A 15,281-nucleotide genomic window follows, 5' to 3' on the forward strand; every position below is an offset into this window, starting at 1 on the left:
CGGGGAATTAAACGGACAAATATGCCGGTAATTAAAGCTGCTGAGCCGTTTCGGGAAAAGCGCCGGTGTATTTCGCAGACGGCCTGTAAATCATGTTGTCAGCGGACTGTTCAAGCACATGTGCGCACCAGCCTGCCATTCTGCTTGCTGAAAAGGTCGGCGTAAATAAATCATTGTCGACATCAATGGCCTGCATCACAGCCGCTGCGTAAAACTCCACATTCGTATACAGCTTCCGTCCGGGCTTATATTGCTCTAACAAGCGGATGGCTTCCTTCTCCACATAAAGCGCCAAGTCAAGCGACGGATCATTTCCCGCCACTTCTTCAGCCTTTATGCGCAGCGCTTCCGCCCGCGGGTCTTTTGTTTTGTACACCCTGTGCCCGAAGCCCATCAGGCGTTCTCCCCTCATAAGCTTCGCTGTCAAATACGCTTCTGCATTTTCTTTTTCCCCGATGTCTTCAAGCATTTTCGTGACACCTGAAGGAGCGCCTCCGTGCAGCGGCCCTTTCATCGTACCCAGTGCGGCAGTGACGGCAGACACTAAGTCCGATTCAGTCGAAACGGTGACTCTCGCCGAAAAAGTCGATGCATTCATCCCGTGCTCCATCGCCAGAATCATATACGTCTCAAGCGCTTTCTTTTGGGCTGCGGACGGCTGCCTGCCTGTCAGCATATACAAATAGTTTTCAACGTGTCCGTATCGCGCCTCGGGTGACAGCGCTTCCTGCCCTTGTTTACGGCGGTATCTGTACGCAATAATCGTCGGTGTGACGGCAATCAGTTTAATCGCTTCTTCCGGCTTGGGCGGATATGTAAATGAATCTGTGCCCAAACCCGAAACAGCCGTTCTCAGCACCGCCATGTCGTCCATTTCATCCGGAAGCGTTTCCAGTAAGCCGATCAAATGTTTCGGAAGCCCGCGCTCGGCTGCAAGTTCTTCCTGAAACGCAAGCAATTGCCGCTCATCAGGAAGCGCCCCGTTCAAAATGAGATACGCCGCTTCTTCAAAACTGAATTGCAATGCGATATCCTTCGCGTCATAGCCGCGATATATTAAATGCCCCTTTTCTCCGTCAATGTGGCTGATCGCCGTTTCTGCACAAGTAATCCCTTTCAATCCACGATAAATCAATTTCATTCCCCCTTATCCTCTTTCTGTTATTATAGTAAATATAATATTTAAAAAATAATGAATATTTTTAAGGGAATTAATTAAAACTTTTAATCAGAGGAGTGCATCTATGGATTTTAAATGGCTTCACACCTTCGTCACCGCGGCAAAATATGAGAATTTCAGAAAAACGGCGGAAACGCTTTTTTTATCTCAGCCGACCGTCACCGTTCATATAAAATTATTAGAGAAAGAAATCAGCTGCAAGCTGTTTCAGCGGAGCGGCCGGAAAATACAATTGACGGAAGAAGGAAAAGCATACGTGCCGTTTGCCATGAGACTTTTGGAAGACTATGAAAACAGCATGGCGGAGCTGCACAGGGTGCGCCAGGGCTACTCGCACACGCTGACACTCGCTGTTTCGCCGCTTATCGCCGACACCGTTCTCCCGTCTGTCATGAAGCGTTATACAGAGGACAATAAAGAAACCGAAATGACGGTCACCATTTTCGAATCGGAAGAAATCGCCTCTCAAATCAGAAACGGCTCAGCCGATATCGGACTGAGCTGCTTAAAGGTGCAATCATCTTCCCTCACTTGCCGTCCCCTGTACAATGACCCCGTTGTCCTCGTCGCGCCACCCGGCCGAAAACCCGGGACAGGGAAGACGGATGAAGTGAAAGACCTGTTCGGACAATATCTGCTTTTGACCCATAACCATCCTGACTATTGGGATGATTTGCTCCGCCAGGTCAGAATACAGTTCCCTTTCGTCAGAACAATGAAGGTGACACAGACGCATATTACGAAACGATTTATTAAAGAGGGGCTGGGCGTCTCATTTCTGCCGCTGTCAGCGGTACGGTCCGAACTCGCCGCAGGCAGCATGATTGAAATTCCGTGCGAATTCGCCCAGATGCCGAGCGCGGGCGCGTACGCCATCGCCCTCTATGAAAATGAAAAAAAGAAAACCTTTTTAGATTTTTTATCACATTTTCATTTTTAGGTGAAACAAATGGAGCTCTGCCCCGTCTAAATAAAAAACCCGTTCGGATGAACGGGTTTCTCTCACTGCTAGAATCTTTTCGCGCCCAGGTAGCGCGGCTTCCAGTAGCTGTTATTCAGATCACTTGTTGTGACGCCGTCAGAACCGGCATGGATGAACTTATTGTTTCCGATGTACACACCCATGTGTGAAGGGCCGGCCTGATATGTTGTAAAGAAGACGAAGTCTCCTCTTGACGGGCTGGACACGCTCTTCATTGAGCTCCAGTATCCCGCAGTGCTTGTTCTGCCGACACTCGTCTGTTTGTTTAACAGGTACCAGATAAATCCGCTGCAGTCAAAGCCGGAAGTCGTTGTTCCGCCCCATACATACGGCGTGCCGATTAAAGATTGCGCATCAGAAATCAGCTTGTTTACATTCAGGCTCGTCTGTGCAATATTATGGCTGGATGAAGGCTTCTTTGATGACGAAGATCCTGAAGACGTTGAACCGGAAGTTGATCCTTTTACTTTAAGCACTTGCCCGATGCGGATCAGGTCCGTTTTTAAACCGTTTAAACTTTTTAATTGGTTTACCGTCATTTTATATTTATTCGCAATTTTCCAAAGGCTGTCGCCTTTTACGACTTTATATGTAGACGATGATGACTTGCTGCCCGAATTTGAACCTGAAGATGATTTACCGTTGATCGAAAGCGTCTGACCGATGTAAATGATATCCGATTTTAATTTGTTCTCAGATTTAATGGAATTAATTGACGTTCCATACCGATTTGAAAGTCCCCATAATGTATCGCCTTTTTTTACCTTAATCGTTTGCGCAGACGCCGCGCCCGCAAACAAAGTCGTCCCCAAAACCACTGCCGTTGTTGCTGTAACAAGTTGCTTTTTCATATTTTCCTCCCCGAATGATTCTATCTATTTTATGTGTCTCTTTTTTAAAGTTTTTATCTGTTTCCTATTATAAGGTTCAATTTCCACTAGAAATAGACTTGACTTCCCGTGACAAATTTCTTACTAATTCGTTTTTGAAAAAAATTTTTAAGGGTATTAAATATTTCAATTTGATTTCAAACGTGACGAAAAACGAGTCAATTTGTCATGTTTTTTTCCTGTGATCCTCGTATTTTGGAAAAACAAAGCAGTTTACTTTCCAAATAACTCCTTGTTAAAAAAATCCTCGTCTTTTTCAAAAAAGTGAATGGTTTTCACCCTTTCTTGAAAACATAAGTTACACCGGAATTTACATTTCTAACAATGTTTCACCTGAAATTTACAGGAGAAACAGGCGCTCTTTACAAACACCCCCTACCATTAGACATGCAGACACGATTAAAGGAGGACGAGTGAGAATGAGTCTATTTAAACAGGTTCGATCAAAACTTCTGCCGGCGGCAGCCGTATCCGTGCTGACAGCCGGTCTGATTGCGGGCGCGGGGTTTCAGCACTCTGAACAGGCTGCGGCAAAAAAACAGCCTGACAAAAACGAGATCAGAAACGTCATCTTCATGGTCGGCGACGGAATGGGCGCTCCCTATATGAACGCCTACCGTTCGGTCATTAACAAAGGAAAGCCTTCGGATGGTATGAAACTGACGGCATTCGACCCCAATCTCGCCGGTATGATGATGACTTATCCTGACGATCCTGATTCCAATATTACCGATTCCGCGGCGGCTGGCACGGCAATGGCTACGGGCGTGAAAACGTATAACGCGGCGATCGGAGTCGATAAAAAAGGAAAGCGGGTCAAATCCGTCCTCGAAGAAGCGAAACAAAGAGGGAAATCCACCGGACTTGTCGCAACTTCGGAGATTGCCCACGCCACCCCTGCGGCATTCGGAGCCCATAACAAATCCCGAAAGAACATGAATGACATCGCAAGCAGCTACTTTGATGACCGCATCAACGGAAAACAAAAAGTCGATGTGCTCCTCGGAGGCGGCAAATCAAACTTTATCCGTAAAGACCGCAATGTAACAAAGGATTTCAAAAAAGCGGGATACAGCTATGTGACATCAAAACAGGAGCTGAAAAAAGATCGTAACAAGAAGATTCTCGGCCTGTTTGCCGATGGCGGACTCGATAAAGCAATCGATCGGTCAAACGCCGTCCCTTCATTAGAAGACATGACAACGGCGGCGATCGACAGGCTGAACAAGAATAAAAAAGGGTTCTTCTTAATGGTCGAAGGCAGCCAAATAGACTGGGCGGGACATGACAATGATATAGTCGGCGCAATGAGTGAAATGAAGGATTTTGAAAAAGCATATAAAGCAGCGATCGCATTTGCCAAAAAGGACAAACATACGCTTGTCGTTGCCACGGCTGATCATACCACCGGCGGATTGACGATCGGCGCAAATGACGATAAAAACTGGCATGTTGAACCGATTCTTGCCGCCAAGAAAACCCCGGCATTTATGGCTGACCAAATCAAAGCGGGCAAATCCGTATCTTCCGTGCTTGCGCGTTATACAGACCTGAAATGGTCAAAAGCTGAAATTAAACAGATCGAAACGGCCGCAAAACAGGATGCTGACAAGAGCGTCTACAAATCGATCATTAAGCTTTTTAATGCGAAAACCAACAGCGGCTGGACAACCGGCGATCATACGGGCGAAGAAGTTCCCGTTTACGCATACGGTCCGGGAAGAGAGTCATTTACGGGGCTTTTAAACAACACGGACCAGGCCAAAAAGATTTTTCACATCCTGAAACACGGAAAATAAAAAAGGATGCGGGGGTTTCCCCGCATCCTTTCTTCTTTTACAGATATCTCCGGTGCACTCCTTTGCCGTCATACGAGAACATCACTTCTCTGTCTTCAAGAACAGATTCGATGTGCACGCTCCTGCCCCACAGCTGGTACAGATACGGCAGCACTTTCTCCAAGTATTTCAGATCAAGCTCAATTCCCTCATACCAATGTTTAATATAAAGCTCATTATTCTTCAGGTAATCCCCGTCATTGACGGTCAGATAAGGAAATCCCCCGTTGACCCGCATGTTCACGAGCTGGTCGCGCACGGCCTTCCATTCTTTGTCGATCACTTTATAGTCCCTGCCCTGCTTTTGGAATAAATACAAATCCTCACGCATGACGAGATCTTTCGTCAAATAATTGCGGATAAATGAGATATCCGATTCAATTTCCCTGACCTCAAACATTTTCTCGCGGCCGGAACCGGGCTTTACCCCTGTTTTTTTCATTTCATCTGTCGGGTTGTCATAACGCTCTTCGATGTCTTCAAAAATTTTCAGCCCTAAATAATACGGGTTGATTCCCGTTTTTGACGGCTGAACGACGCCTGCGTTCAGCTTCGCAAATTCGATGGCTTCATCTGAAGTCAGGTCAAGCTCGCGGATAATCCGCTGATGCCAATAGGATGCCCAGCCTTCGTTCATGATTTTCGTTTCCAGCTGAGGCCAGAAATACAGCATTTCTTCTCTCATCATGGTTAAAATGTCACGCTGCCACGGTTCAAGCTCCCGCGAATGTTCTTCGATAAACAGCAGAATATCTTTTTCCGGCCGGGGCGGAAACGGTTTTTTCCCTTTTTTCTTTTTCACCTGCTTCGGCTTATCCATTCCCCATAAATCATCGTAAGGCGATGGCGCGGTTTCTTCTTCGTCCTCCTCTTCGTCATCGACGCTCCACAGCAGCTTCGGCCTGACAAGCGACGGATCGATATGCTCCTGAATCGCCAGAATGGCATCTAAAAAGGACTCCACCTCTTTTATCCCATGAATTCTTTCATAATGCTTAATCCGCTCCGCCGCAGCCGCCATACTCTCAACCATGTCCCGGTTCGTATTTTGAAAGCGGCAGTTATTTTTGAAAAAATCACAATGGGCAAGAACATGGGCTACAATTAATTTATTTTGGATCAGCGAATTGCTGTCCAGCAAAAAAGCGTAGCAAGGGTTGGAATTAATGACAAGTTCATAAATTTTGCTCAAACCGAGATCATAATGGAGTTTCATCTTATGAAATTGTTTGCCGAAACTCCAGTGGCTGAATCTCGTCGGCATGCCGTACGCGCCGAATGTATAAATAATTTCAGCCGGGCAAATTTCATATCTCATCGGGTAGAAATCAAGGCCGAAACCCTTCGCAATATCGGTTATTTCCTCAATTGCCCGCTGTAAACCTTTTGTCTCCTCCGCGTTCAAGCGAATCCCCCCTACTTGGACTTATTTATAATGTATGACCCCTCCTCTCAAAAGATGAAATAACAGGCCGGTTTCCGACTGAAAACTTTCGGCACATCCGCCCCGTTTGCTTTATATGTAAGTGGGTAAAACACACACCATACCCCAAAAAGAAAAGGAGCGATTCTACTTGAATACAGCAGACATGCTTACGACGTATCTCAGCAAACTCCCGAATCTGATCATTGCACTGCTCGTCCTGCTTATCGGCTGGGGCATTGCCAAAATCATTGAAAAAGCCGTATACAAAGGCCTGCAAAAAACAAAAATCGACGACAGGCTCTTTGCCGAAAAAAAGCCGGCGCGCTATTCCTCAGAAAAAGTCATCAGTAAAGTCATTTATTTTATCGCATTAATCATCGTTTTTATTCTATTCTTTAACATTCTGCATCTGACAACCGTGGCTTCGCCTTTTGTCAGCATGCTGTCGGCGATAACGGCGGCTGTGCCGAGCGTCTTAAAAGCCGGCTTGATTCTGCTCGTGGGCTGGGCGGCCGCTTCGCTTTTCAGCTATCTCGTCAAAAAAGCGGGCATGAAACTCGCTGAAAACGGCCGGCTCAGAAAATGGACAATGGTGTCTGAAGAAGCGGAGATGAGCAGATCCGTTACGGCCGCTTCACGAATCGTTTTTTACTTCGTCTTGCTCTTGTTCCTGCCCGGCGTCTTGTCCGCTCTCCAAATCAGCGGAGTATCAGGGCCGTTTACAAATATGATCCAAAGCGTTTTGTCCTTTATACCGAAATTATTCGCCGCGGCGCTGATTGTTTTAATCGGCTGGCTTGTTGCCCGTCTCGTCCGTGATATCGTCACAAACTTTCTGGCGAGTATCGGCACGGAAAGGCTCGCCGCACGTATGGGGCTTTCTATTTATCTGAAGGATACGAGCCTGTCGGCAATCATCGGAACGATTGTCTACGTGCTGATTTTCATTCCGGTGATCATCTCTGCGCTTGACCGGCTTGATGTGGCGGGTATTTCTGAACCGGCGTCAGCCATGCTGCACACGGTCTTCACAATGCTCCCCAATATCATCATCGGTATTGTGCTGATCATCGCCGGCATCTGGGTCGGAAAATGGGTCAACAGCATTGTATCCGGGCTCCTGCACCGGGCCGGTTTCGACTCTCTTCTCGGTAAAATGGGCTTTGAACAGGCGGGCACCCCGAAGCTGACGCTTTCTCAGACGGTCGGCATGATTGTTCAGATCATCATCGTCCTGCTCTTTACGGCAGAGGCGCTGCAGCTTGTTCATCTCGAATTTCTCGTCGTTATCGCAACCGGTATTATCGCTTACCTGCCTAATGTTCTGGCCGCTGTATTTATTCTCGGAATCGGACTTTTGGCCGGACAGCTCGTCAGCAGGCTGCTTGCCGGCATGCTGAGCGGAAAGGAATTCAGATTCCTGGCGCCGCTTGCGAAATATACCATTATCACTCTCTCAATCTTTATGGCGCTGGATCAGCTCGGTGTCGCCGACACGATCGTAAATGCCGCGTTTATTCTGATTCTGGGCGGTTTCGCGCTTGCCTTCGGACTTTCATTCGGGCTTGGCGGAAAAGAATTTGCCTCCCGTTATCTCGCAAAATTGGATCGCAAAATTGAAAAACATCAATCGGCTGACGATCGTAAGCCGCCGATGTCTTAACGAAAAAAACGTGTGCTCAGAAGGAGCGCACGTTTTTTTTAAAAGTTAAGGGAGCAAATTCCTTTTTTTTCATTTTAGATTCATATATGATAGACTGTAACAGAAGCAAAATCTCTTTTTTCGAGGTCATTCTATGAAATTAACGAACTATACCGATTACTCTTTACGCGTTTTGATTTTTTTGGCTTCCAGACATTCCGACGAACTTTCCAACATAAAAGAAATCGCAGATACTTATTCCATCTCTAAAAACCACCTCATGAAAGTCATTTACCGTCTCGGCCAGCTCGGGTATGTCGAAACGATCCGGGGCCGGGGAGGCGGAATTCGATTAGGAATGACACCGGAAGACATAAACATTGGAGAAGTCGTTCGAAATACAGAAGACGACTTTAACATCGTAGAATGCTTTGACTCCAAAAAAAATCTCTGTATCATATCTCCCGCCTGCAACTTAAAGAACCTTCTGAATGAAGCCCTGCAAGCTTACCTGGCCGTTTTAGACAAATATACGTTAAGGGATCTGGTCAAAAACAAAGAGGAGATTATGAGACTGCTCAGAAGCTGAAGGAATGTCCGCATTCCTTCTTTTTTTATGCCGGCATAAGAAAAAAGGACTATTTCTATTAATATGATAAACGATTGCAGACAAGTGCCGATATAAAGATTATCATTACTGATATCCTCACCTTGCGGCTGCAACGAATGGGGATAGAAAAATTATCGCAGGAAAAGGGAGATTCACTATGAAAAAAAAGGTAGCGGTCGGTTTGACTGCATCTGCGATCGTCGGGTCTGCGTTAGCTGTAACACCGGCAGAAGCACAAACGATTAAGGTCAAAAGCGGAGATTCATTATGGAAGCTTGCCCAAAACTACAATACAAGCGTGGATGCCATTACATCAGCGAATCATCTAAAATCCACCGTTCTTTCTATCGGGCAGACGCTCAACATTCCTAACGGCAAATCAGATTCCGGCAGCAAAAAGCCATCTTCAAAGAACAGCGGCACGACTAAAAGCGTCTATACAGTGAAAAGCGGAGACTCGCTGTGGCTGATCGCATCTGATTTTAAAATGTCCGTACAGGAACTGAAAAAATTGAACGGTCTGACAAGCGACTTAATCCGCGCCGGACAGAAGCTGCAAGTGACGGGGAAAGTTTCCTCAAGCACCGATCAGAAAAAAACCGCGCCGGGCAGCAGCTCAAACAGCAGCAAAAATCAGTCATCATCTTCCGGGACCTATAAAGTAAAACTCGGCGATTCCCTATGGAAGATCGCAAACAGCGTCAATATGACCATTGCGGAACTCAAAGTATTAAACAACTTAAAAACGGATACGATCTACGTAAACCAAGTCCTGAAAACAAAAGGAACGTCTTCTTCGGGAAACACGCCGGCAAAAGACAATTCAAACCAAAATAAAAACCAGACGCAAACGTCCTCCTATACAGTAAAAAGCGGAGACTCACTCTGGAAAATCGCAAACGCATACAATATGACGGTTCAGCAAATCAGAAGCATCAACAAACTGACGTCAGACATGCTGCGGGTCGGACAAGTGCTGAAGCTGACCAAAACGTCTTCTTCCGGCTCTTCGTCTTCACCGTCAGCTCCGAACCAGTCCGGAAATACAGGGAAAACCACTACATATACCGTGAAAAGCGGGGATTCTTTATGGGTGATCGCCCAAAAGTTCAATGTGACCGCCCAGCAGATCCGCGAGAAAAACAATCTGAAAACAGACGTTCTTCAAATCGGACAGAAACTGACGATTACCGGGCAGCAGACAAACACGACACCGAATCAGTCCGGCAGCACAGGCGGCACAGGTTCAACAAGCGCGAAGATTAATGTAATGATCGATGCCGCAAAAGCTCAGCTGGGCGTACCGTATGTATGGGGCGGGACGACGCCGAGAGGCTTTGACTGCAGCGGTTTCATTTATTACGTTCTCAATAAGGTCACTTCTGTATCCAGACTTTCAGCCGCAGGCTACTGGAATACGATGACATCAGTCAGCCAGCCGGCGGTCGGTGACTTTGTCTTTTTCTCAACTTATAAAGCCGGACCTTCCCACGTCGGTATTTATCTCGGGAATGGCCAGTTTATTAATGCCAACGATTCGGGTGTCGTTATTTCCAGCATGAACAATTCCTATTGGAAACAGCGCTACCTCGGCGCAAAACGTTTCTTCTGATATCTGATAAGCTGTACGGCCGCATAAGGCTGTGCAGCTTTTTTACAGTCTGAAAATATTGATGCTGATCACGTGTTTTGTTACGGGATGGAAATACACTTCAGCACGGGATGAAAACGTTTCTTTTGCGGTTTGCACCGTTACGCGAAACACGTCTTTCGTCTGTTCCCGGTTCACTTTTGTACGGCCCATGTACGAATAATCGGTAAGCTCGGCCCCCTTGTATTCACGTTCAAGCTGGTTCCATGCGAGCTGTTCCCATTTTTCAACTGACGGATCGAGGTGTTCTGTATGCCCTTTTTCAGCGATAGAGGCAATGAGAATGCCGCAAAACAAGAGGGCAAGCGCAAATGGAAGGGATTTCATCTTTATGTTCTCCTGAGTCGTTTTTTGTCAATCTTAGCGTGTCCAAAGAAGAGACGGATATGCGGTTTTATTTTATGTCTCCCTCATATTGCTATGCCGCAATGATAAGGACACCAAGTTTTCCCCCGTTGCATCCGGGCTTCGGCGGCATAAACTAACGGAGAACTTCTCATTGAAAGGAGAAGCGTAAGATGGATCATGCCGATTATGATAAAGCCTTGTATTACACACACCGGTCTCAATGGGACAATTTATTAATTTTGATGGTTCGTACAAAAGATGATTTATTATCAAAGCGTATTGAGCACTTTCTGCACGCGTATCATTTCGAATATGATCATGCCGTGCTTGAAAAAGAGCTGTATTCCCTTCTCGGGTATATTGATCATGCGACAGAGCTCGCTTATGAAGATCAATTAGCCATTTTGACATAAAACAATCCCGGCGTCAGACGCCGGGATTTCTTGTGTTTGTGAACATATTCAGCTCTTCGATCATGTCTTTCAGGCTGACCGCCATATCCTCAGATACGGTCCGGCGCTCCATGTCGATGTGAATCGGGTCTAATACCAGCTGTTTCGGGATGACATTTGCATAGACGCCCCGCATGACCGTCCGCATATTCGCCAGCGCGTTCATGCCTCCTTTTCCTCCGCCCGCCGCGGCAATGATGGCCACCGGTTTGTATGCCCAGTGATCGCTGCTTAAAAAATCGATGGTGTTTTTTAAAGCGCCGCTCATGCCGCTGTGATACTCGGGAGATAATAAGACGACGGCCGCCGACTTTTTCACCTGCCGCCTTAACTTTTGCACTGAAGACAGCTCGTTCTGTTCTTCTTCACCGTTATAAAGCGGCAGTTCACTTTCGCTCAAATCAATAAAATCGGTATGAAACCGATCTCTGATATAAGAAGCGGCAATTCTAGTCCGCCCGTTTTTTCTCGGTGTGCCGCTGATCACTAATATGCTCATGATTTTACCGCCTTTCCAAAAACATTATATTTTACCGCATACAATGCCGCCTGCGTCCGGTCGGAAAGATTCAGCTTTGACAGCAGGTTGGACACGTGGGTCTTCACTGTTTTTTCTGAAATAAACAGTGCCGCCGCAATTTCCTTATTGCTTTTTCCTTTGGCTATTTCTTGAAGAACATCTTTTTCACGGGGGGTCAGCTGATAATATTTTTCCTTATCCTGATCATCCTGAACCATATGGGTCAGCACGTGAGGCACAATATCCGCCGACAGCCGGTAACGTCCGGAATACACTTCCCGGAGCGTTTTCACTAAATCATCGGGCTGAGCGTCTTTCAGCTGATACGCTTTTGCGCCGGCTTTAAGGGCGGGAATGACGTGCTCCTGATCAGAATAGCTCGTCAAAACGACGATACTGATGTCCGGAAATCGTTCAGCCGCGATTTTTGCCGCTTCTATGCCGTCCATATCAGGCATTGATAAATCCATCAGAATGATGTCCGGCTCCGTCTTTTCAGCTTGCTGAAGCGCTTCAGCACCGGTGGACGCCTCACCGACAACTTCAATGTCTTCCTGAGTGGCGAAGAAATAGCGCAGTCCTTTGCGGACAACATGATGATCATCAGCAATCACAATTTTCATCAATCAGACCTCCTGTCCCGAAACGGAAGCCGAACGGAGACAATCGTTCCGGCGCCAAGCTCGGATTGCAGTGTAAAGCGGCCTCCGATCGCTTCAGCCCGCGCTTTCATGCCGGCCACGCCGAGCGATGGGAGCACAGCATGCGCATCAGCGCTGAAGCCCGCTCCACGGTCGCTAATGTGAAGCTCAGCGCAACCCGGCTTTTTAACGGCGGAAATGATAACCCGGTCCGTTCCCGCATGCTTTTTACAGTTATTCAAGGCTTCCTGGGCGATCCGCCAAAGCGCGTGTTCCTGTTCATCCGTAAGCTCCAGCTCATCCTCCGTTTCACAAACGGCTTCCAGGCCGATAAGAGCGGCGTAGCTTTTGATCGACGCATACAGCCCTTTCGTTAAGCTTTCCGGCTTCAGCTGCCAAATGAGCGCCCTCATTTCTGTTAGCGCATCCTGAGACAGCTCTTGAATAAACGTAATCATCTGCCGGAGCCGATCATCATCTGTAAAGCTCTTTGCGGCTTTTGCCGTTAAGCTGACAGAAAACAGCATCTGATTGACGGAATCATGCAGGTCTTGCGCAAGTCTGCTTCGTTCCATCAACAGGGCGTTCTGCTGCTCAAATTCGGCCAATTTCATCCGCTGAATCGCCGTTCCGATTTGAAATGCAACCGCTTCAAGCAGATGCAGTTCTTCTTCGTTGAAAAATGTCTTTTCACTTGCGGCGACGTTTAATAAACCGAACTTCCGGCCGCCGTCCTCAAGCGGTACGGTCGCATGATGGGTAATGCCCTCCGTATCGCGGCAGTTCGTCGTCTGTTCCGCAAATTCAATCCGTTTACAATTCATTATGTTTACGGCCTTTGTCAATCCGCCATTGCTGAATTTGGTCAGACAATAGCATTCCCCGCTGCACATGAGTGCATTTTCCCGCTGACCGAGAGCCGGCGGTAAATAAGCGGATGCGGCGAGCGTATAAGACCCGTCCGGCTCAATCAGAAAAATCCACCCTGTCTGCAGTCCGGTCAGGCTGAGCAGTTCGCGGAGCACTTTATCAAGCGCTTCCTTTAAATCGTGGTTTTGGTTTAAGGTTTCCGCAATCGCTTTTAACGTTTTTAACGTTTCTACCGTCGTTTTCGTCAATTTCCCTCACTCCGGCCAATCAGAATTATCCATATTATATCAATTCTTTTCTGTATATTCCTTTGTTTTCAGCATGAATTTTCCTCATACTTTCGGATGAGGCGTATAAAAAAACCGCCGGATGTCGCTTCCGGCGGTTTGTTGTTTATTTCGTTTTTTCCACTATGTCATCCACCGTTTTCATGACGGCTTCAGATAATGCGGCAAGACGCTGTTCGCTGTCTTGTAAAGAAGTTCCCTTCACGGCGAAATAGAACTTCACTTTCGGCTCCGTTCCTGATGGACGAAGGCAGAACCAAGAGCCGTCTTCAAGGAAATATTTCAGGACATTTGACTTCGGCAGATCAATATCTTCTTCATGATGATCGCCAAATACAGTCCGTTTTCCCGTTGAATAGTCTTCAGCCTGCGTGATTTGTTTTCCGGCCATCTGCTTCGGCGGATCGTTTCGGAATGAAGTCAGGATAGCGGAAATCTGCTCTGCTCCCTGTTTTCCTTTTAACGTCAATGACTTCAAGCCTTCACGGTAATATCCGTATTCTTTAAAAATGGACAGCAGCGCGTCATAAAGCGACATGCCCTGCTTTTTATAAAAGGCGCATACCTCGACGGCTAACAGCGCAGCCTGGATCGCGTCTTTGTCACGCGCGAAATCGCCGATTAAGTAGCCGTAGCTTTCTTCATACCCGAACTGGAACGTGTATTGGCCTGATTTTTCATATTCTTTGATCTTTTCACCGATAAATTTGAAGCCTGTCAGCGTGTCAACCGTATCTAATCCGAACGATGAAGCGACGGCGCGGCCCAATTCGCTCGTGACAATCGTTTTCATGACGACACCGTTTTCAGGAAGGGTGCCCTGTTTTTTCTTCTCGGAAAGCAGGTAATGCAATAAAAGCGCGCCTGTCTGGTTTCCCGTCAGCACTGTGTACTTGCCTTCGCTGTTTTTTACGGCAATGCCGAGACGGTCGGCATCCGGGTCCGTAGCGACGAGAATATCGGCATTTTGTTCTTCTCCGAGCTTAATGGCATATTCGAATGCCGCGTGCTCTTCCGGATTCGGCGATTTGACGGTTGAAAAATCCGGGTCCGGCAGCTCTTGCTCCTTTACGACGGTGACGTTTTTGTAACCGAGTGCTTCGAGACCGCGGCGCACCGGTTTATTTGCCGTGCCGTGCAGCGGAGTGAACACGACGCTGACATCCACTTCATCCGAAAGCTCGGGATGTACGGAGATGGAAGTCAGTTTTTCAGTATACGGTTTATCAATTTCTTCACCGATTATTTTAATCAAACCTTTTTCTTTCAGCGACTGTTCATCTTCAACTTGAATCGTTAATTCATTTTCTATGGCATTCACTTCCGCAATGACGATGTCCGCTTCTTTCGGCGGCAGCTGTGCGCCGTCATCGCCGTACACTTTATATCCGTTATATTCAGGCGGGTTATGGCTGGCCGTCACGACGATGCCGGCATAAGCGTTCAGCTTTCTCACCGCAAAAGACAGCTCAGGCGTCGGGCGGAGCTCATCAAATACGTATGTTTGAATGCCTTGGGAAGCAAGGGTTTTTGCAGCTTCCATCGCAAACTCAGGAGATTTATGACGGGAGTCGTATGCGATCGCAACCCCTCTTTTTTTCGCGTCTTCCCCCTGTTTCGCGATATACGCCGCAAGTCCGGCGGATGCTTTGCGGACCGTGTAAATGTTCATTCTGTTCGTACCCGGCCCGATTTCTCCTCTCATGCCTCCTGTTCCGAACTCAAGATTTTTGTAGAAAAAATCTTCCAGCAGCTGCTCGTTTCCTTCTGCGTCCGCCAATAATTTTTTCAATTCTGAATCTAATTGTTCGGCCTGATTCCAGCGTTCGTAACTCTTACTCCAACTCATGTTCGTCCTCCTATAATTTCAGCTTATGACCATATTTTAATATGAAGCGGCTGCCCGTGTCACTTGATAACTTAACCAAATGCTTTATGTAAAAA

Annotated in this window: 14 protein-coding genes; 6 read left to right on the top strand and 8 right to left on the bottom strand. The window is 47.1% G+C overall.

What is annotated here, in order from left to right; all coding sequences use genetic code 11:
- Window positions 1-31 precede the first annotated feature (31 nt).
- Window positions 32-1,135: a citrate synthase/methylcitrate synthase gene (locus ACWJJ5_RS09595; protein ID WP_024085068.1), complete on the bottom strand. Its 1,104-nt coding sequence runs from the start codon at window positions 1,133-1,135 to the stop codon at window positions 32-34.
- A gap of 109 nt (window positions 1,136-1,244) precedes the next feature.
- On the opposite strand from ACWJJ5_RS09595, the gene ACWJJ5_RS09600 reads away from it, so the two are divergent.
- Window positions 1,245-2,120, top strand: coding sequence for a LysR family transcriptional regulator (locus ACWJJ5_RS09600; protein WP_146276422.1), 876 nt, complete (start codon window positions 1,245-1,247; stop codon window positions 2,118-2,120).
- 68 nt (window positions 2,121-2,188) lie between these two features.
- Here the strand turns inward: ACWJJ5_RS09600 and ACWJJ5_RS09605 are convergent, their stop codons facing one another.
- Window positions 2,189-3,013, bottom strand: a complete 825-nt coding sequence (locus ACWJJ5_RS09605) for a C40 family peptidase (RefSeq protein WP_070081564.1) — start codon at window positions 3,011-3,013, stop codon at window positions 2,189-2,191.
- Between the two features lie 458 nt (window positions 3,014-3,471).
- Between ACWJJ5_RS09605 and ACWJJ5_RS09610 the strand changes: the two genes are divergently transcribed.
- The gene (locus tag ACWJJ5_RS09610; protein ID WP_033574463.1) at window positions 3,472-4,851 is read left to right on the top strand and encodes an alkaline phosphatase; all 1,380 of its coding nucleotides are present in this window, start codon (window positions 3,472-3,474) and stop codon (window positions 4,849-4,851) included.
- Window positions 4,852-4,888: 37 nt separating this feature from the next.
- Here ACWJJ5_RS09610 and ACWJJ5_RS09615 read toward each other — a convergent pair whose 3' ends face one another.
- Window positions 4,889-6,295, bottom strand: a complete 1,407-nt coding sequence (locus ACWJJ5_RS09615; protein ID WP_043866955.1) for a SpoVR family protein — start codon at window positions 6,293-6,295, stop codon at window positions 4,889-4,891.
- A 169-nt stretch (window positions 6,296-6,464) separates the two neighbouring features.
- Between ACWJJ5_RS09615 and ACWJJ5_RS09620 the strand changes: the two genes are divergently transcribed.
- The 3 genes from ACWJJ5_RS09620 (at window position 6,465) to ACWJJ5_RS09630 (ending at window position 10,180) form a co-directional block, all read left to right on the top strand.
- A complete protein-coding gene (locus ACWJJ5_RS09620; protein ID WP_031378438.1) occupies window positions 6,465-7,979 on the top strand; it encodes a mechanosensitive ion channel in 1,515 nt (504 codons plus the stop codon).
- A gap of 133 nt (window positions 7,980-8,112) precedes the next feature.
- Window positions 8,113-8,547: a nitric oxide-sensing transcriptional repressor NsrR gene (gene nsrR / locus ACWJJ5_RS09625; RefSeq protein ID WP_007610306.1), complete on the top strand. Its 435-nt coding sequence runs from the start codon at window positions 8,113-8,115 to the stop codon at window positions 8,545-8,547.
- Window positions 8,548-8,725: 178 nt separating this feature from the next.
- A complete protein-coding gene (locus ACWJJ5_RS09630) occupies window positions 8,726-10,180 on the top strand; it encodes a C40 family peptidase (RefSeq protein WP_017417343.1) in 1,455 nt (484 codons plus the stop codon).
- 42 nt (window positions 10,181-10,222) lie between these two features.
- Here ACWJJ5_RS09630 and ACWJJ5_RS09635 read toward each other — a convergent pair whose 3' ends face one another.
- Window positions 10,223-10,546 carry a DUF3889 domain-containing protein gene (locus tag ACWJJ5_RS09635; protein WP_003155332.1) on the bottom strand — a complete coding sequence of 108 codons (324 nt, stop codon included), beginning with the start codon at window positions 10,544-10,546 and terminating at the stop codon, window positions 10,223-10,225.
- A 191-nt stretch (window positions 10,547-10,737) separates the two neighbouring features.
- Here ACWJJ5_RS09635 and ACWJJ5_RS09640 point away from each other — a divergent pair, with 191 nt between their 5' ends.
- A complete protein-coding gene (locus tag ACWJJ5_RS09640; RefSeq protein WP_070081560.1) occupies window positions 10,738-10,980 on the top strand; it encodes a YhdB family protein in 243 nt (80 codons plus the stop codon).
- A 13-nt stretch (window positions 10,981-10,993) separates the two neighbouring features.
- Here ACWJJ5_RS09640 and ACWJJ5_RS09645 read toward each other — a convergent pair whose 3' ends face one another.
- From ACWJJ5_RS09645 to ACWJJ5_RS09660, 4 genes are all read right to left on the bottom strand, one after another.
- The gene (locus tag ACWJJ5_RS09645) at window positions 10,994-11,518 is read right to left on the bottom strand and encodes an NADPH-dependent FMN reductase (protein WP_071392055.1); all 525 of its coding nucleotides are present in this window, start codon (window positions 11,516-11,518) and stop codon (window positions 10,994-10,996) included.
- On the bottom strand, window positions 11,515-12,162 hold the full coding sequence (locus ACWJJ5_RS09650) for a response regulator (RefSeq protein ID WP_176283217.1): 648 nt from the start codon (window positions 12,160-12,162) through the stop codon (window positions 11,515-11,517). The genes ACWJJ5_RS09645 and ACWJJ5_RS09650 overlap by 4 nt, the downstream gene beginning before the upstream one ends.
- On the bottom strand, window positions 12,162-13,298 hold the full coding sequence (locus tag ACWJJ5_RS09655; protein WP_230014214.1) for a GAF domain-containing sensor histidine kinase: 1,137 nt from the start codon (window positions 13,296-13,298) through the stop codon (window positions 12,162-12,164). The genes ACWJJ5_RS09650 and ACWJJ5_RS09655 overlap by 1 nt, the downstream gene beginning before the upstream one ends.
- A gap of 145 nt (window positions 13,299-13,443) precedes the next feature.
- Window positions 13,444-15,186, bottom strand: coding sequence for a phospho-sugar mutase (locus tag ACWJJ5_RS09660; protein ID WP_454022372.1), 1,743 nt, complete (start codon window positions 15,184-15,186; stop codon window positions 13,444-13,446).
- Window positions 15,187-15,281: the final 95 nt, after the last annotated feature.

Source organism: Bacillus sp. JK74 (genome assembly GCF_053663395.1).

What these genes read in the sequence shown, in the direction of transcription:
- ACWJJ5_RS09600 (WP_146276422.1), top strand. Translation starts at nt 1,245, where the DNA reads ATGGATTTTAAATGGCTTCACACCTTCGTCACCGCGGCAAAATATGAG.
- ACWJJ5_RS09605 (WP_070081564.1), bottom strand. Translation starts at nt 3,013, where the DNA reads ATGAAAAAGCAACTTGTTACAGCAACAACGGCAGTGGTTTTGGGGACG.
- ACWJJ5_RS09610 (WP_033574463.1), top strand. Translation starts at nt 3,472, where the DNA reads ATGAGTCTATTTAAACAGGTTCGATCAAAACTTCTGCCGGCGGCAGCC.
- nsrR (WP_007610306.1), top strand. Translation starts at nt 8,113, where the DNA reads ATGAAATTAACGAACTATACCGATTACTCTTTACGCGTTTTGATTTTT.
- ACWJJ5_RS09630 (WP_017417343.1), top strand. Translation starts at nt 8,726, where the DNA reads ATGAAAAAAAAGGTAGCGGTCGGTTTGACTGCATCTGCGATCGTCGGG.
- ACWJJ5_RS09635 (WP_003155332.1), bottom strand. Translation starts at nt 10,546, where the DNA reads ATGAAATCCCTTCCATTTGCGCTTGCCCTCTTGTTTTGCGGCATTCTC.
- ACWJJ5_RS09640 (WP_070081560.1), top strand. Translation starts at nt 10,738, where the DNA reads ATGGATCATGCCGATTATGATAAAGCCTTGTATTACACACACCGGTCT.
- ACWJJ5_RS09645 (WP_071392055.1), bottom strand. Translation starts at nt 11,518, where the DNA reads ATGAGCATATTAGTGATCAGCGGCACACCGAGAAAAAACGGGCGGACT.
- ACWJJ5_RS09650 (WP_176283217.1), bottom strand. Translation starts at nt 12,162, where the DNA reads ATGAAAATTGTGATTGCTGATGATCATCATGTTGTCCGCAAAGGACTG.
- ACWJJ5_RS09660 (WP_454022372.1), bottom strand. Translation starts at nt 15,186, where the DNA reads ATGAGTTGGAGTAAGAGTTACGAACGCTGGAATCAGGCCGAACAATTA.